The 17547-nt window shown below is 69.1% G+C and carries 15 protein-coding genes; 11 read left to right on the top strand and 4 right to left on the bottom strand.

Annotated elements, in window-relative coordinates; translation table 11 throughout:
• Window positions 1–1237: 1237 nt before the first annotated feature.
• The 9 genes from DID98_RS04705 to DID98_RS04745 all read left to right on the top strand — a co-directional run bounded on the left by DID98_RS04705 (window position 1238) and on the right by DID98_RS04745 (window position 9462).
• Window positions 1238–2374, top strand: coding sequence for a muconate/chloromuconate family cycloisomerase (locus DID98_RS04705; protein WP_124570328.1), 1137 nt, complete (start codon window positions 1238–1240; stop codon window positions 2372–2374).
• A gap of 45 nt (window positions 2375–2419) precedes the next feature.
• Window positions 2420–2710: a muconolactone Delta-isomerase gene (gene catC, locus DID98_RS04710; RefSeq protein WP_124570329.1), complete on the top strand. Its 291-nt coding sequence runs from the start codon at window positions 2420–2422 to the stop codon at window positions 2708–2710.
• Between the two features lie 74 nt (window positions 2711–2784).
• Window positions 2785–3729, top strand: coding sequence for a catechol 1,2-dioxygenase (catA, locus tag DID98_RS04715; RefSeq protein ID WP_124485829.1), 945 nt, complete (start codon window positions 2785–2787; stop codon window positions 3727–3729).
• A 116-nt stretch (window positions 3730–3845) separates the two neighbouring features.
• A complete protein-coding gene (locus tag DID98_RS04720) occupies window positions 3846–5204 on the top strand; it encodes a Rieske 2Fe-2S domain-containing protein (RefSeq protein WP_124570330.1) in 1359 nt (452 codons plus the stop codon).
• Complete coding sequence (gene benB / locus DID98_RS04725; RefSeq protein ID WP_124570331.1) at window positions 5201–5689, top strand: benzoate 1,2-dioxygenase small subunit; 489 nt, start codon at window positions 5201–5203, stop codon at window positions 5687–5689. The genes DID98_RS04720 and benB overlap by 4 nt, the downstream gene beginning before the upstream one ends.
• Before the next feature lie 39 nt (window positions 5690–5728).
• The gene (benC, locus tag DID98_RS04730; RefSeq protein ID WP_124570332.1) at window positions 5729–6751 is read left to right on the top strand and encodes a benzoate 1,2-dioxygenase electron transfer component BenC; all 1023 of its coding nucleotides are present in this window, start codon (window positions 5729–5731) and stop codon (window positions 6749–6751) included.
• Window positions 6748–7524: a benzoate diol dehydrogenase BenD gene (gene benD / locus DID98_RS04735; protein WP_124485832.1), complete on the top strand. Its 777-nt coding sequence runs from the start codon at window positions 6748–6750 to the stop codon at window positions 7522–7524. The genes benC and benD overlap by 4 nt, the downstream gene beginning before the upstream one ends.
• A 112-nt stretch (window positions 7525–7636) precedes the next feature.
• Complete coding sequence (locus tag DID98_RS04740) at window positions 7637–8035, top strand: RidA family protein (RefSeq protein ID WP_124570333.1); 399 nt, start codon at window positions 7637–7639, stop codon at window positions 8033–8035.
• 80 nt (window positions 8036–8115) lie between these two features.
• Entirely contained in the window at window positions 8116–9462 is a 1347-nt protein-coding gene (locus DID98_RS04745) for an MFS transporter (RefSeq protein ID WP_124570334.1), read from the top strand.
• Between the two features lie 66 nt (window positions 9463–9528).
• On the opposite strand, the gene DID98_RS04750 is transcribed toward DID98_RS04745, so the two are convergent.
• The 4 genes from DID98_RS04750 to coxB are packed head-to-tail and all read right to left on the bottom strand — an operon-like array spanning window position 9529 to window position 15239.
• The gene (locus tag DID98_RS04750; protein WP_124570335.1) at window positions 9529–11133 is read right to left on the bottom strand and encodes a cytochrome c; all 1605 of its coding nucleotides are present in this window, start codon (window positions 11131–11133) and stop codon (window positions 9529–9531) included.
• Window positions 11124–11525 (bottom strand): cytochrome C oxidase subunit I, encoded by a 402-nt coding sequence (locus DID98_RS04755; protein WP_124570336.1) that lies wholly within the window; start codon window positions 11523–11525, stop codon window positions 11124–11126. Before DID98_RS04755 ends, DID98_RS04750 begins: the two co-directional genes overlap by 10 nt.
• Complete coding sequence (gene ctaD / locus DID98_RS04760; RefSeq protein ID WP_124570337.1) at window positions 11522–14161, bottom strand: cytochrome c oxidase subunit I; 2640 nt, start codon at window positions 14159–14161, stop codon at window positions 11522–11524. The genes DID98_RS04755 and ctaD overlap by 4 nt, the downstream gene beginning before the upstream one ends.
• Window positions 14162–14174: 13 nt before the next feature.
• On the bottom strand, window positions 14175–15239 hold the full coding sequence (gene coxB, locus DID98_RS04765; RefSeq protein ID WP_409362331.1) for a cytochrome c oxidase subunit II: 1065 nt from the start codon (window positions 15237–15239) through the stop codon (window positions 14175–14177).
• A gap of 286 nt (window positions 15240–15525) precedes the next feature.
• On the opposite strand from coxB, the gene DID98_RS04770 reads away from it, so the two are divergent.
• Window positions 15526–15735 (top strand): SDR family NAD(P)-dependent oxidoreductase, encoded by a 210-nt coding sequence (locus DID98_RS04770; protein WP_260428039.1) that lies wholly within the window; start codon window positions 15526–15528, stop codon window positions 15733–15735.
• Between the two features lie 5 nt (window positions 15736–15740).
• Window positions 15741–17516 carry a glycoside hydrolase family 15 protein gene (locus tag DID98_RS04775; protein WP_124570338.1) on the top strand — a complete coding sequence of 592 codons (1776 nt, stop codon included), beginning with the start codon at window positions 15741–15743 and terminating at the stop codon, window positions 17514–17516.
• Window positions 17517–17547 lie beyond the last annotated feature (31 nt).

Consider the following 17547-nt stretch of genomic DNA (forward strand, 5'->3'; position numbering starts at 1 on the left):
GGGGGGTTGCGGTGGGCAAGTTGGCGGCAACTGTAAGCATGCCCGGAACATCATGGCCGCCGCCGCTTGCACAATTTGCGTCTTTCAGCGCAAGTTCGACAGCAACTAGAAGACGGTACGAAACAGACAGGGCGTGCTGGGGAGACGGTAATTTGAAGATTCGAATATTTGTAGTGAAGGCCATCGCGTTTTTTGCCGACACGTCTCTTTAGAAGATTCCGAAAGCTAGATACATCGCTTCTAGCACCCCGATAGGACAGTTGATTGCGGAAATCGCGCATACCGCATACCTTAGGGCCGCCGTCCGATGCAGCCATCGCAGAAACCCTGGCGGTGTAACGCCGCCGCTTATCATTCCGCCCCCCCCGAACTGCACAGGGCGGATCAAACCGATGCAATTCAGCCGCAAAAAACTGCGCAGATCGGGCGAGTCGCAAGTTGACCTACGAACGCAGAGTATACCAAACACGTCCACCCTCAAAGAGAGCCGCAAGCGGCCAGACAGGGGCCGGCAGGTTCGTCAGGGAGCGATGATTGTCAGCGATCTAAGTGGCGCCGTCGGATGTCTGAAAATGGCCGATTGCGGGCATGTACCGATGTCAGAAAAAACGTGCGCAGTCGTCGGTTGCTTCGGCTTGCCACACGCCGCAAACAGAGAACTGGTGAGCGTCGAGCGCTTCCTGCCGGAACTTCTCAAGCAAGCCGGGCCACGCGGTTCGCGCAACCCCACGTGCTCATGCTGACGTCCATAGGCAACGCAACACCTGAATGCCGCGGCATCGCGCCTCCTGCAGCAGCTGCGGCGTGTACTGTCTGCTTTTGATGGATGAGAGGCATCTGCGTCGAGCGTCGATATCCGCATACCGATGTTTTCCGTTCGTCCGCAGAAACCAACGCCGAAGCCGAAGACCGGACGGCCAACCTCGCGTGTTTCCCCTCAGGAAAACCCTGATCGGCTCAGACAGTCCACCGGTTTTCAGCCGATTTTCCCCCCGCTGAAAGCAGCCGCACCGCACCCACGCCGGAGCGACACCCCGGACCCGCAAGACCGCGCTCCAGCAAGCCTCCCAGCCCGTACACCTAGCCAAAAAAGGTATGGCACACCGCAATATCCCGCATCTCCAAGCGATTTTCAATACCTCCCAGGTATCAAAAACCGAGACCAAAAGTATTGGACGCTCCATTTCCCCGCCGCGTATAAATCCGTCCCATGAACTCCCCACACGCAGCGTGCCCCATGTCCTCAGTCACCATCGAACGCATTGAAACCCGCCTCGTCGACCTGCCGACGATCCGTCCGCACAAGCTGTCGGTCGCCACGATGCACGGCCAGACGCTGATGCTGGTGAAGGTGACCTGCAGCGACGGCGTGGCGGGCCTCGGCGAAGGCACGACGATCGCCGGGATGGCCTACGGCCCGGAAAGCCCGGAGGCGATGAAGCTCGCGATCGACGCGTATCTCGCACCCGCGATCATCGGCCGCGACGCGACGCGCATCCAGACGTTGATGGCGTTCCTCGGCAAGCTCGCGAAGGTCAATCATTTCGCGAAGAGCGCGCTCGAAACCGCGCTGCTCGACGCGCACGGCAAGCGCCTCGGCGTGCCGGTCAGCGAACTGCTCGGCGGCCGCCGGCGCGATCGCCTGCCGGTCGCGTGGACGCTCGCATCGGGCAACACCGCGACCGATATCGCCGAAGCCGAACGGATGCTCGACCTGCGCCGCCACAACGTGTTCAAGCTGAAGATCGGCGCGAAGGCGCTCGACGCGGACATCCGGCACGTGGCCGAGATCAAGCGGGCAGTGGGCGAGCGTGCCTCGGTGCGCGTCGACGTGAACATGGCATGGAGCGAAACGCAGGCCGCGCGCGCGATTCCGGCGCTCGCCGATGCCGGCTGCGAACTGGTCGAGCAGCCGGTCGCGTCGGCCGCGGCGCTCGCACGGCTGATGCGCCGCTTCCCGGTCGCGCTGATGGCCGACGAAATCCTGCAGGGCCCGGACAGCGCGTTCGAGATCGCGAAGCAGCACGGCGCGGACGTGTTCGCGATCAAGATCGAGCAAAGCGGCGGCCTGTTCGCGGCGCAACGCGTCGCGGCGATCGCGGATGCGGCCGGCATCGAGCTGTACGGCGGCACGATGCTCGAAGGCGCGTTCAGCACGGTCGCGTCCGCGCATCTGTTCGCGAGCTTCGCGAACCTGCAGTGGGGCACCGAACTGTTCGGACCACTACTGATTACCGAAGAGATTCTCGCGACCCCGCTCGACTACAGCGATTTCGAGCTGACCGTGCCGAGCGGCCCGGGCCTCGGCATCGAACTCGACGAAGCGAAGGTCGCGCGCTTCACCCGCGACGGGCTGACGAAAGTCGCCCGCTGACCCGCTAATACCCGCGACAACCCGCTCACGTACCAGGACATCACGATGCTTTTCCACGTACGCATGGACGTCAACCTCCCGGCCGACCTGCCGGTCGCGGTGGCCGACGAGATCAAGACCCGCGAGAAGGCGTACTCGCACGAGCTGCAACGCAGCGGCAAGTGGCGCCACATCTGGCGCATCGCCGGCGAATACGCGAACTACAGCGTGTTCGACGTGTCGGGCAACGCCGAGCTGCACGAGATCCTGACCGGCCTGCCGCTGTTCCCGTACATGAAGATTTCGGTGACGCCGTTGTGTCGCCACCCGTCGTCGATACACGACGGCGACGTTTGAGCCACGGAGCCGCCGCTTCTGCAACGGCGAGCACCCCGGGTCACCTTTCCCCAAATACACGTGGAGACACCATCATGAGCGTCAAAGTTTTCGAAACCAAGGAAGTGCAGGATCTGCTGAAGGCCGCGTCGAACGCGGGCGCCAATGGAGCTAACGGCGGCGACGCGCGCACGCAGCAGATCGTGCTGCGGTTGCTCGGCGACCTGTTCAAGGCGATCGACGACCTCGACATCACGCCCGACGAAGTGTGGGCCGGCGTGAACTACCTGAACAAGCTCGGCCAGGACGGCGAAGCGGCGCTGCTCGCGGCCGGCCTCGGCCTCGAGAAGTATCTCGACATCCGGATGGACGCCGAGGACGAGGCGATCGGCCTCGACGGCGGCACGCCGCGCACGATCGAAGGCCCGCTGTACGTCGCCGGCGCGCCGGTGCGCGACGGCGTCGCGAAGATCGACCTCGACGCGGACGCAGGCGCGGGCCCGCTCGTGATCCACGGCACCGTGAAGGATCTCGACGGCAAGCCGGTGGCCGGCGCGCTGGTCGAGTGCTGGCACGCGAACTCGCACGGCTTCTATTCGCACTTCGACCCGACCGGCGCGCAGAGCGAGTTCAACCTGCGCGGCGCGGTGAAGACGGGCGCGGACGGCAAGTACGAGTTCCGCACGCTGATGCCGGTCGGCTACGGCTGCCCGCCGCAGGGCGCGACGCAGCAGCTGCTCGATCGCCTCGGCCGCCACGGCAACCGACCGGCGCACGTGCACTTCTTCGTGACGAGCGACGGCCACCGCAAGCTGACGACCCAGTTCAACATCGACGGCGACCCGCTGATCTGGGACGACTTCGCGTATGCGACCCGCGAGGAGCTGATCCCGCCCGTCACCGGCAAGACCGGCGGCGCCGCGCTCGGGTTGAAGGCCGACGCGTACCAGGACATCGAGTTCAACTTCGTCCTGACGCCGCGCGTCGAGGGCAGGGACAACCAGATCGTCGAACGCCTGCGCGCTTCCGCCACGGCATAACCGACCGACGGCTCGGCGGCGCGCAGCCGCCGCCGCCGGCCGGGCTCCCGCGAGATTCAATCGATACCGATGCGAGCGTGCTTGCAGGACCCGGCACGCGCACAGGAGGAACCAACATGTCCGCCACGATCGACCCCACCACCGAACTGGACCACCTGCTCGCCACCGCCGTGCAGGACGACAAGGAGGCCGGCATCTTCCGCTGCCGCCGCGACATCTTCACGAACGAGGCGCTGTACGAGCTCGAGATGAAGCACATCTTCGAGCGCAACTGGGTGTACCTCGCGCACGAAAGCCAGATCCCGAACAACAACGATTACTACACGACGTGGATCGGCCGCCAGCCGGTCGTCATCACGCGCGACAAGACCGGCGAGCTGCACGCGGTGATCAATGCATGCGCACACAAGGGCGCGATGCTGTGCCGGCGCAAGCACGGCAACAAGGGCAGCTTCACGTGCCCGTTCCACGGCTGGACCTTCTCGAACACCGGCAAGCTGCTGAAGGTGAAGGACGAGAAGACGACCGAGTATCCGGTGCAGTTCAACACGCACGGCTCGCACGACCTGAAGAAGGTCGCGCGCTTCCAGAACTATCGCGGCTTCCTGTTCGGCAGCCTCAGCGACGACGTGCTGCCGCTCGAGGACTACCTCGGCGAGGCGCGCGTGATCATCGACCAGATCGTCGACCAGGCGCCGAACGGCCTCGAAGTGCTGCGCGGCAACTCCTCCTACATCTACGAAGGCAACTGGAAGATGCAGATGGAGAACGGCTGCGACGGCTATCACGTGAGCACCGTGCACTGGAACTACGCGGCGACGATGGGCCGCCGCAAGGAGGACGGCACCAAGGCCGTCGACGCGAACAGCTGGAGCAAGTCGGTCGCCGGCGTGTACGGCTTCGACCACGGCCACATCCTGCTGTGGACCAAGACGATGAACCCCGAAGTGCGGCCCGTGTACCAGCACCGCGACGAGATCAAGGCGCGCGTGGGCGAAGTGCAGGCCGACTTCATCGTGAACCAGACGCGCAACCTGTGCGTGTACCCGAACGTGTTCCTGATGGACCAGTTCAGTACGCAGATCCGCGTGGTGCGCCCGCTCGGCGTCGACAAGACCGAAGTCAGCATCTTCTGCTTCGCGCCGAAGGGCGAGAGCGACGCCGACCGCGAGACGCGGATCCGCCAGTACGAGGACTTCTTCAACGTGAGCGGCATGGGCACGGCCGACGACCTCGAGGAGTTCCGCGCGTGCCAGGCCGGCTACGCGGGCATCACGGCGATGTGGAACGACCTGTCGCGCGGCGCGCCGCTGTGGATCGACGGGCCGGACGAGAACGCGAAACGGATGGGGCTGAACCCGCGCATGTCGGGCGAGCGCAGCGAGGACGAAGGGCTGTTCGTGTGCCAGCACGAACACTGGGTGCACGTGATGCGCGATGCACTGAAGCAGGAACGCGGGGAGGCGGAAGCATGAACATCGATTACCGGACCATCTGCGCGGCGCTGTATCGCGAAGCGCGCCTGCTCGACGACCGCGAGTGGGACGCGTGGCTCACCTGCTACACGGAAGACGTCAAGTACTGGATGCCCGCGTGGGACGACGACGACCGGCCGACCGACGATCCGCACAGCCAGATCTCGCTGATGTACTACGCGGATCGCGGCGGCCTCGAGGATCGCGTGTTCCGGATCAAGACCGAGCGCAGCGGCGCGTCGACGCCCGAGCCGCGCACGAGCCACAACGTGACGAACGTCGAGGTGCTGGCCGAGCGCGACGGCGAGGTGGACGTGCGCTACAACTTCCACACGCTGAACCACCGCTACCGCGTGACCGATCACTTCTTCGGCACGATGTTCGTCACGTTGCGCCAGGTGGGCGACGCGCTGCTGATCTCGAACAAGAAGATCGTGCTGAAGAACGACTACATCCGGCAGGTGCTCGACGTGTACCACGTCTGACGCCGATTGTTTCGACCAGTAACACAGGGAGACGAGGTCATGTCCACCTACAAGATTGCACTGAACTTCGAGGACGGGGTCACCCGCTTCATCGACTGCAAGGCCGGCGAGAAGGTGCTCGACGCCGCGTTCCGCGCGAAGATCAACCTCCCGATGGACTGCTCCGACGGCGTGTGCGGCACCTGCAAGTGCCGCGCCGAAAGCGGCAGCTACGACCTCGGCGACGACTACATCGACGACGCGCTCACCGAGGACGAGAAGGACGGCGGCCTCGTGCTGACGTGCCAGATGGTGCCGCAAAGCGATTGCGTGATCGCGGTGCCGAGCTCGTCGGTCGCATGCAAGACGGGCCACAGCGCGTTCGCCGCGACCGTGACGAAGGTCGACCCGCACAACGACGCGGCGATCGTGCTCGAACTCGACGTCGACGCGGCCGCACCGGTGTTCCTGCCGGGCCAGTACGTGAACATCGGCGTGCCGGGCAGCGGCCAGCACCGCTCGTACTCGTTCTCGTCCGCGCCGGGCGACACGAAGGTCGGATTCCTGATCAAGAAGATTCCGGGCGGCGTGATGAGCACGTGGCTCGAATCGGCCAAGCCCGGCGACACGCTCGAACTGAACGGGCCGCTCGGCAGCTTCTACCTGCGCGACGTCGCGCGGCCGCTGCTGTTCCTCGCGGGCGGCACGGGTCTCGCGCCGTTCCTGTCGATGCTCGAGGTGCTCGCGCGCATCGGTTCGCAGCAGAAGGTGCACCTGATCTACGGCGTGACGCGCGATCTCGACCTCGTGCTGGTCGACGCGATCGAAGCGTATGCGGCGAAGCTGCCGAACTTCAGCTTTGCGACGGTCGTCGCCGATGCGGCGTCGAGCCACGAACGCAAGGGCTGGGTCACGCAGCACATTCCGGCCGATGCGCTGAACGACGGCGACGTGGACGTCTATCTGTGCGGCCCGCCGCCGATGGTCGACGCGGTGCGCCAGTACTTCGACGACGCGGGCGTGAAGCCCAACAGCTTCCACTACGAGAAGTTCACCCCGAACGTGACGGCAAAGGCGGCATGACCATGCAACGATTCTCCGGAAAGGTCGTCGTCGTCACCGGCGCGGCGCAGGGCATCGGCCGCGGCGTCGCACTGCGCGCGGCGGCCGAGGGCGGCCAGGTGCTGTTCGTCGACCGCGCGGACTTCGTGGCCGAGGTGGCCGCCGAAGCGGCGGGTGGCAACACGGCCGGCTTCGTCGCCGATCTCGAGACCTACGACGGCGCGCGCGCGGCGATGGCGTGCGCGGTCGCGACGTTCGGCCGGATCGACGTGCTGATCAACGGCGTCGGCGGCGCGATCCGGATGCGGCCGTTCGCCGAGTTCGAGCCCGAGCAGATCGACGCGGAGATCCGCCGCTCGCTGATGCCGACGCTCTACAGCTGCCACGCGGTGCTGCCGCACTTGCTGGCCGCGGGCGGCGGCACGATCGTCAACGTATCGTCGAACGCGACGCGCGGGATTCGCCGCGTGCCGTATTCGGCGGCGAAAGGCGGCGTCAATGCACTGACGGCGGCGCTCGCGATGGAATACGCGGAGCACAACGTCCGCGTGGTCGCGACCGCGCCGGGCGGCACCACGGCGCCGCCGCGCCGGGTGCCGCGCAATGCGGCCGGCGACAACGCGCAGGAGCAGGCGTGGATGGCCGAAGCGGTGCGGCAGGTGACCGATTCGACGTTCTTCAAGCGCTACGGCAGCCTCGACGAGCAGATCGCGCCGATCCTGTTCCTCGCGTCGGACGAGGCGAGCTACATCACCGGCACGGTGCTGCCGGTCGCGGGTGGCGATACGGGTTGAGGGGCGCGCTTCTTCCGACACGTGCGCGCCGCAGTCCGGCGTGCGCGCGAACGACCATCCAACAACCATCCAACAACCGGCCGGCGCCGACACGCCGGCCCCGGAGACACTCATGCCCAAACGCGAAGCGATCATCCCCGCCGGAATGGAAGCCGTGTACGAGAAAATCGGCTACGCGCCGGCGGTCAAGGTCGGAGATACCGTCTATGTATCCGGCCAGATCGGCCGCGATGCCGCGATGCAACTCGTCGAAGGCCGCGAGGCGCAGATCGTGCAGGCGTTCGAGAACCTGAAGCGGGTGCTCGAGGGGGCCGGCGCATCGCTCGACGACGTGGTCGACCTGACGACCTTCCACACCGACATGCGCGACCTGCCGCTGTTCATGGAGGTACGCGACCGCTATCTGCATGCGCATCCGCGGCCCGCGTGGACCGCGGTCGGCGCGCACATGCTCGGCGGCTCGCCCGGTTACATCGTCGAGATCAAGGCCGTCGCGGTGCAGGCGGACTGATACGCGACCCCTTCACGCCGTAATTCAAAAACGATAAACGGATCGCCCCGCAACGACGGGGCGATCCTGGAGACGCTTTCATGACTGCTGCTTCCGTTCGCTCGATTCCCGCGCTGATCGACGACGCGCCGCTCGGCGCGTTGCAGATTCGCGTACTCGCGCTGTGCGTGCTGATCGCGCTGCTCGACGGCTTCGACACGCAGGCGATCGCGTTTACCGGCCCGGCGATCCTCGCGTCGTTCCGGCTGCCGGCGGGCGCGCTCGCCCCGATCCTGACCGCCGGGATCGTCGGCATGACGATCGGCGCGATGACGCTCGGCCTCGTCGGCGACCGCATCGGCCGCCGGCCGGCGATCATGATCGGCCTCGCGCTGTTCGGCAGTGCGACGCTCGCGACCGCATGGGCCGGCGACCCACGCCACATCCTTGCGCTGCGCTTCGTCGCGGGGCTCGGGATGGGCGGCTGCACGCCGGTGCTGCTCGCGCTCGGGGCCGAATACTGTCCGGCCCGGCTGCGCGGCGCGGTGATGACGGGCGTGCTGCTCGGCCTGCCCGCCGGCGCGATGCTCGGCGGGCTGCTCGCCGCGCGCATGCTGCCGGTGATCGGCTGGCCGGGAATCTTCGTCGTGGGCGGCGCGGCGCCGCTCGCGGTGCTCGGCCTCGTCGCGCTGCTGCTGCCGGAGTCGCTGTTTTATCTGGCGTCGCGTGACGACGCACGCGCGCAGCAGCGGGTGCGGGCGACGCTGTCGAAGATCGTCGCGCAGGCGCTGCCGTCCGACGCGCGCCTGTCCGTGCCCGAAGAGGCGACGACGAAAGCGAGCGTCGCCGCGCTGTTCCGCGACGGCCACGCGGGCAACACGCTCGGCATCTGGGCGATCTACCTGCTGAACTGGATCGCATGGTTCATGCTGCTGTCGTGGCTGCCGACGGTGCTGAAGGCGGCCGGCCTGACCGCACAGCAGGCGCCGGTCGGCACCGTGATCGTCAATGCGGTGTTCATCGTCTGCGCGATCCCGCTGTCGATCGTGCTGCCGCGCGTGAATACGCGCAACCTGCTCGGCGCGATGTTCGCGTCCGGCATCGCGATCGCGCTCGCCCTCGGCTACGCCGGCACGAACTGGGCGCTGGTGTTCGCGCTCGTCGGCGCGGCCGGGTTCGGCATCGGCGGGCAGCAGATCGCGCTGAACTACCTGATCGTCGGCGCGTATCCGACCGCGCTGCGCGCGACCGCGACCGGCTGGGCGATCGGGATGGGCCGCGCGGGCGCGATCGCCGGCTCGGCCGTCGGCGGCACGTTCCTGGCGTGGGGCGGGCCGTCCGGATTCTTCCTCGCGCTGGCCGTGCCGCTCGCGGGCGCCGCGCTTGCCACGCTCTGCCTGCGCCCGGGCCGGTCCGACGTCGAAGCGGCGCCGGCGATGCCGCACTGAGCGCGTGAACCGGCCGGTCCGGTTCGTACGGTTCGATTAGTCATACATGTCGATCGCGACCGGGGTTCAGCGGTGGATCGCCGCCCGCAACCGTCTCACATCCTGCTCCGACACCGGTGCGGCGCGATTGCCCCACGCGCCGCGCACATAGCTGACCACCGCGGCGATCTCGCTGCTGGTCAGCGCGCCGCGCATCGCCGGCATCCGCTGCACGGGCCCGTGCGTGCCGGGCGCCGGCCGTGCGCCTTCGACGACGATCCGGATCGCGCTGGTCGGGTCGGCCGCGAGCACCGCGGAATTGCCGGCGAGCGGCGGCCCGCGCCCGGGCACGCCCGCGCCGTCGGCGCCGTGGCAACGCGCACAGAATCCTGCATATACGCCGGCTCCCGGCGCCTGCTGGCCGCCTTCCGGCCGCGGCCCGGCGGCCGTCAGCCGCGGGACGCCGACGCCGAGCGGATTCGTCGCGGCGGTCGGTTGCGCGGGCAACGACTTCAAGTACACGGCGATCGCGTGGCGGTCCGCATCCGTCAGCCGCGCGGTGCTCTCGCCGACGACCGGCGCCATCGCGCCGAACACGGCGCCGCGCACCGCGTGGCCGCTGCGCAGGAACGCGGCGAGGTCGTCGGTGGTCCAGCGCCCGAGGCCGTCCGCATCCGCGCCGGTCAGGTTCGGCGCGAACCAGTGATCGTTGATGCCGCCCGTCAGGAACGCGGGACTGCGTTCGTCGTAGCCGCGCTCGTTGTAGGCCGGGCCGCGCGGCGTATGGCATGCGCCGCAGTGGCCGAGCCCCTGCACGAGATACGCGCCGCGATTCCATTCCGACGATTGCGACGGCCGCGGCGCGAAACGGTCGCGGTTCGCGAACGCGAGGCTCCACAGCGCGAGCGCCCAGCGCTGGTTGAACGGAAATGGCAGTTGCGTGAGCTTCGCAGCGTTCGCGGATGGCGCCACGCCGCGCATGAAATACGCATACAGCGCGCGCACGTCATCGTCGGTCATGCGCGCGAACGACGGGTACGGCATCGCCGGATAGAGCCGGCTGCCGTCCGCGCGCACGCCGCGCCGCAACGCGTCGTCGAACTGCCGCAGCGTGTAGTCGCCGATGCCGTGCGCCGTGTCCGGCGTGATGTTCGGCGCATAGATCGGTCCGAACGGGGAATTCACCGGCTGGCCGCCCGCGTACGGCGTGTGGTCGGCCGCGTCGTGGCAGGCCGCGCAGTCGCCGGCGAACGCGAGATAGCGGCCGCGCGCGATGGTGGCGGCATCGGCGCTCGCGGCGGCGGCGGCGACGACCGGGCGACGGGCGGCGGCCGCCGCGGACGCTGCGTCGCGCGGCGTGGCGGACGCCCTCGACGCTGCCGAATCCGACGCCGTCGCATCGCGCGACTGCGACAGCCGCCGGTCGCTTTCCACCCGCGCCGACATCGATGCCCCGGCATCGGCTGCCGCGCGAATCTTCACGAACCGCCAGCCCGATGCGGGCTCGGCTGCTTCGGCCCCCGACGCGGCGTCGGCCGTATCGCCGGCGGACATCGCGTGGTCGTCGCGCTGCATGTCGCATGCGGCGAGCGCGGCGCACGCGGCGAGCGCGACGCCGACGCCGCGCCCCGGAACGAGACGCGCCGGGCGCGAAACGATCGAAGCGAGCGCAGCGAACGAGATCAGCGCCATGGACTGCACGGCCCCAGGAAAGCGGTGACGATCCCCGTGAACACGAGACCGATCACGAACCCGAGCGCGGCGAGCATCCCGCAGCGCGCGAGGAATCGCGTGCTGTCGTCGCGCGTCGCGGCCTCCACATCGGCGTCATGCCGGCGTTGCCAGGTGCGTACGAGCCACGTGGCGAAGACGGCCGCCAGCGCGAACGCGCACGCGGCGATCAGCGCGAGCCACACGCCGACGTGCGCCCAGCGCGGCACCGCCTGCGCGACGCCGAGCGGATAGCAGGCGGTCGACGCGAGCGTTTCGGACGCGAGCATCTGCGCGAACCACAGCGCGGGCGCGCCGACCAGGCCGGCCGCGATCGCGAGCAAGGGCGTCCGCGAGCGTCGCGCGCCGTTCATCCCGGGCTCCTGAGCCAGTACGGCGACACGTATAGCGCGGTGAAGATGAACAGCCACACGATGTCGACGAAGTGCCAGTAGAGCCCGCCGACCGTCAGCGCGACGCGTCGCTCGCGGCCGAAGAAGCCGGCGGCGGTCCACCCGGCGAGCAGCGCGAGGATCACGAGGCCGGCCACCACGTGTGCGAGGTGGAAGCCGGTGATCGTGAAGTACAAGCTGCCGTACAGATGCGCGGTCGGGCCGTACGGATGGTCGCGCCACTCGTGCAGTTGCACGAGCGCGAACGCGACGCCGAGCGCCAGCGCGACGGCGAGCGCGGCCACCGCGCGGGTTTGCCTGCCGGCTCGCACCGCGCGCTCGGCGAGCCACACGAACCCGCTGCTCGACAGCAGCACGACCGTGTTGCCGGCCGCGAGCCCGAGCTTCGGCATCCCTTCGGGCGGCCACGGCGCGGCCGCTTGCGACTGCAGGTAGAAATAGCAGAACAGCAGATAGCCGAACAGTCCGGCCTCGGTCACGATCAGCGTGATGACGCCCCACCAGCCGCCCGCGCGTTCGCCGTAACTGCCGACCGGCAACGGCTCGACGCACGCGGCCGGCGCGCCGGGCGGCACCGCGGCCGACGGCGGCCGTTCCGGATCCAGCCCGGCGGCCGCCGACGGCGCCTGCGTGGTATCGCGGGCCGGCAGGCGCGCACGCTGCCCGAGCGTGCGGCGCGGCCACAGCCACACGGCGGTCCCGATCGCGCAGCCGGCGACGGCCGCGCACACGAGCGTCGGCGAGCGCGCCAGCAGCGCGGCGCACACCGCGGTCGCGAGCAGCGCGAGCACGAACGGCACGCTGCTGTCCTCGGGCATCTTCAGGATCGCGCTCGGCGTCGCCGCGAGCGGCGTGACGGCGAGCGCCTCGCGCCCGTCCGCGAGCCGGTAGCCGACCTGCACGCTGGTGCGCTTCGCGTCGTCGCGCGTTTCCCACAGCGGGTGCCGCGACGCCACGAGCGGCAGCACCGCGAAGTTGTACACGGGCGCGGGCGACGCGACCGACCATTCGAGCCCGGCCGCGCCCCACGGATTCCCGCCGGCGCGCGCGCCGCGCCGCGCGCTGACCAGCGCGTTGACGATGAACATCACGATCCCGATGCCGAACACGAACGAGCCGATCGTCGTCAGCAGGTTCGACGTGTCCCAGCCCATTCCGGACGGATAGGTATAGATGCGGCGCGGCATCCCGAGCAGCCCGGAGACGTGCATCGGGAAGAAGCCGAGGTTGAAGCCGGCCAGCACGACCCAGAACGTCAGGCATCCGAAGCGCTCGTTCATCATCCGCCCGGTGAATTTCGGGAACCAGTACGTGAGCCCGCCGAGCACCGGGAACACGTTGATGCCGAGCAGCACGTAATGCAGGTGCGCGACGACGAAATACGTGTCGGTCAGCTGCCAGTCGAGCGGCACCGCGGCCGTCATCACGCCGGACACGCCGCCGATCACGAACATCAGCACGAAGCCCGCGAAATACAGGAACGGCGTGCGGAACACCGGGCGGCCGGTCCAGATCGTCGCGAGCCATGCGAACACCGCGACCGCGCTCGGGATCGAGATCAGCATGCTCGCCGCGCCGAAGAACGCGAGCGCGAGCGGCGCGATGCCGGTCGCGAACATGTGGTGGACCCACACCTCGAAGCCGATCAGCATCGTCGCCACCGTCGATACCGCGACGGCCTCGTAGGCGACGAGCGGCCGGCGGCAGAAGGTCGGCAGCGCGTCCGACACGATCCCCATCGCGGGCAGCACGACCACGTACACCCACGGGTGCGCGAACATCCAGAACAGGTGCTGCCACAACAGCGGCCGCCCGCCGTTCGCGACGTCGAAGAAGTGCATGCCGGCATTGCGGTCGAGCCACAGCAGCAGGAACGCGAGGCTCACGGACGGCACCGCGACGAGGTTCGCGACCGATGCGGTGAGCGTGCCCCACACGATGATCGGCAGCCGGTCGATCGACATCCCGTGCGCGCGCATCCGCAGCAGCGTGACGACGAAGTTCGCGGCGCCGCCGGTCGTCGAGATGCCGAGCAGGATCATGCCGAGCGCATAGATGTCGATGTTCGCGCCGGCGCTGTAGTCGAGCGACGTGAGCGGCACGTAATTGAACCAGCCGCCGTCCGGCACCGCGCCGAGCGGGAAGCTCGCATACAGGAACAGCCCGGCGAACAGGAACGCCCAGTACGAGAATGCGTTCAGGCGCGGGAACGCCATGTCGCGCGAGCCGAGCATCAGCGGCCACAGGTAGTTCGCGAAGCCGGACAGTACCGGCAGCGCGTACAGGAAGATCATCGTGACGCCGTGCATCGTGAACAGCGCGTCGTACTGCGCGGGCGTGAGCACCGTCGCATCCGGCCGCGCGAGCTGGATGCGCATCACGAGCGCCTCGACGCCGCCGAGCAGCAGGAATGCGAACGCGGTGACGATGTAGCGCAGCCCGATGCGCTTGTGGTCGACCGTGCCGAGCCAGCCGCGCCAGCCGGGTTCCGATTCCCACAGGCCGGCCAGTTCGCGCTCGTGCGCGGAGCCGGGCGGCGCTTCGCCGAGGTCCGGCACGCGGCTGAGCGGGGCGGGCGGGTCGCGGGCAACGGCCATCGTCATCCTCCGTTCAGTGCAGCGTCGCGAGATACGCGGCGAGATCGTCGGCGTCGCGCGGCGCGAGCGCGAACGACGGCATCAGCGTCTGCGGCTTGATCTGCTGCGCTTGCGCGAGCCAGCGCCGCAGGTTGTCGGGCGTGTTGTCGAGCGTGCCGGCCGCGAGCAGCCGGCGCGACCCGAGATGCGACAGGTCGGGGCCCGCGTCGCCGGCCGCGCCGCTGCCGCGCACCGTGTGGCACCCCGCGCAGCGCGCGTCGAACAGATGTCGGCCGCGCTGCTCGGCGCCGGCCGCCGGGGCAGGCGCCGGCCGCCGCTGCGCGGCGAGCCACGCGCGAAACGCATCGGGCGGTTCGGCCACGACCTCGAACGCCATGTGCGCGTGCTGCGCGCCGCAGTATTGCGAGCACTGTCCGCGATAGACGCCCGGCCGGTCGGCCTGCAGCCACTGGTGATTCGTCTGGCCCGGGATCGTCTGCGTCTTGCCGGCCAGTTGCGGGACCCAGAACGCATGGATCACGTCTGCACTCTTCAGTTCGACCGCGACGGGTTCGCCGACCGGGATGTGGATCTCGTTCGCGGTGACGAACGCGGCGCCGCCCGCGTCGTCCGGATAGCGCACGGCCCACCACCAGTCGCGCGCGGTCACGACGATCGTGAGCGTGGGCGGACGCGGCGGCGCCGCGACCGCGCCGAGCACGCGCAGCATGTAGACCAGCGCACCGAACAGTAGGACGACCGAGATCGCGGAGCCGACCGTCACGATCGCGAGCCCGCTGCCGTGACCGCCGCCCGCCTGAGCGCGGCGGCGAAACATCGCGATCAGCAGCAGCACCGCGATCGTCGCGCAGACGAACGTGCACAGCGCGAGCAAGGCCCAGCCGAGCACGAGCACCGGATCTGCAGCGGGGCCGGCAGCATGCGCGACGTACGCGAGCGGCAGCTGGCCGGCGGGTGACGCAGAAGCGCCGGCCGCACGTGCTGCCCGCGGCGCGACGATGCACGCGGCCGCGGCGATGCCGGCGATATCGGCGGTATCGGCAATACGGCACGCATTCATGAACGGCGGGACGAGCAACGGCGACTCCTTGCCGGATCCGGCGGCGTGACGACAAACCGTTCGCGGCGGAGCAAGTTCCGTGCGCGTCCGGCGCGTAGGCGAGGCGCCCGGCGTTGTGCACGCAACGTGCAGCGCGTTACAGCCGGCTTGTAAATCGGGCGACGGTTCATCGTTCGGGGGCAGGGTGCCGCGGCTCGTGCGATATCCGGCACGCAGTTTGCTACGCCGATCGTGTTACGGCCGGCAACTCCGGGAATGTCTCGGCGGCGTGCCGGCCACCGCGAACAAACAGGAGGAATCGACCGTGAGGACCGTCGCGATCACGAGTGCGAGTGCCGGGGGCGGCCGGGCCGCCACTCATGCGTTCGCGCGACGCGCTGCCAAGGTCGCGCTGCCTGCCCGCGATCCGCGCGCGCTGCACGACATCGCGTGCGAAGTGCGCGCGCATGGCGTCGAGGCGCTGCCGATCGCCGTCGACGTCGGCAACGCCGCCGCGCGCAAGCTGAACCGGTGAGCGCAATGCTAATCGAGGACTACGCGCTGATCGGCGACGGCCGCAGTGCCGCGCTCGTCGCACTCGACGGCAGCATCGACTGGCTGTGCTGGCCGGACTTCGACTCGCCGCCATGCTTTGCCGCACTCGTCGGCACGCCGGACAACGGCCGCTTCCGCATCGGGCCGCGCGAGCCGGGAGCCCGCGCGACACGCCGCTACCTGCCCGGCAGCGCGGTGCTCGAAACGACGTTCGAGACGTCGTCCGGCTGCGTCGTCGTGATCGACTGGATGAACTGGGCGGCGCCCGACCCGTGCCTGATCCGCAGCGTGCGCTGCGAGCGCGGCACGGTCGAACTCGACGTCGATCTCGGCGTGCGCTTCGACTATGGCCACGCGTTGCCGTGGTGCCGGCGGCTCGGCCGGCGCTGGCGAATGATGACGGGCGGCGACGCGATGTGGCTCGATACCGACGCGCACCTCGACGTGCGGGACGACCGGCTCGTCGGCACGCAGCGGATCGCCGCGGGCGAGCGCGCGGATTTCTGCATCAGCTATGCGCGTTCATATGACCGGCCGCCGCCCTTGCCGGATGCGTACGCGTCGCTGCGCGACACGCTCGCGTCGTGGCGCGCCTGGTCGATGTGCAATACGGCGCAAGGCCCGTATCGCGACGCGATCGAGCGCGCGCTGATCACGGTGAAGCTGCTGTCGAGCGTGCGCACGGGCGGCATCGTCGCGGCGCCGACGAGCTCGCTGCCCGAATCCTTCGGCGGCATGCGCAACTGGGACTACCGGTACTGCTGGCTGCGCGACGCGAGCTTCACGCTGCGCGCGCTGGTGCGCTGCGGCTACCGCGACGAGGCGGCGCGCTGGCGCGACTGGCTGGTGCGCGCGATCGCCGATCATCCGGCGCAATTGCAGGTGCTGTACGCGGCCGACGGCGGCCGGCGGGCGGATGAATGGGAAGCCGCGCACCTGGCCGGTTACGAAGGCGCGCGGCCGGTGCGCTTCGGCAACGCGGCGGCCGAACAACTGCAGCTCGACGTGTACGGCGAAGTGCTGGCCGCGCTGTACCAGGCGCGCCGGCACGGGCTGCCGCCCGACGACGACGCATGGATGCTCGAGCGGCGACTGCTCGAGCATCTCGCGACGATCTGGCGCGAGCCGGACGAAGGGATCTGGGAAGTGCGCAGCGGCCGGCACCCGTTCACGTCGTCGAAGGTGATGGTATGGGCGGCCGTCGAAAGCGCGTGCCGCTCCGCGCACGCGTTCGATCATCACGCGCCGCTCGACGCGTGGCGGCGCTGGGCCGATACCGTGCATGCGGACGTCCTCGCGCGCGGCTACCACGCGAAACTCGGCCGCTTCGTCGACCGCTACGACGGTGACGGGCTCGACGTGAGCCTGCTGCTGATTCCGCTGACGGGGATGCTCGACGCGTCCGACCCGCGCGTCGCGGCGACGGTCGCCGCGATCGAGCGCGAGCTGGTCGAGGACGGCCTGCCGTTCCGTTATCGCCCGCCGCGCTTCGACGATGGTTGCGAGGGCAACGAGGGGGCGTTCGTCGCGGCCGGCTTCTGGCTGGTGCAGGTGTACCGGATGCAGGGACGCGACGCCGACGCGCACGCGCTGTTCGAGCGGCTGCTGGGCCTGCGCAACGACGTCGGTCTGCTGGCCGAGGAGTACGACGTGAAGGCGCGGCGCATGTGCGGGAATTTCCCGTTCGCGCTTGCGCAGGTCGGCCTGGTCAACGCGGCGCTCGCGCTGCAGGATGGCGGCGGCGACGTCGACATCGGCTGACCCACCGCGCTGCGCCGCGCCGCACGCGACG

Origin of the sequence: Burkholderia sp. Bp8984, assembly GCF_003853755.1 — a bacterium.
Lineage (GTDB): Bacteria > Pseudomonadota > Gammaproteobacteria > Burkholderiales > Burkholderiaceae > Burkholderia.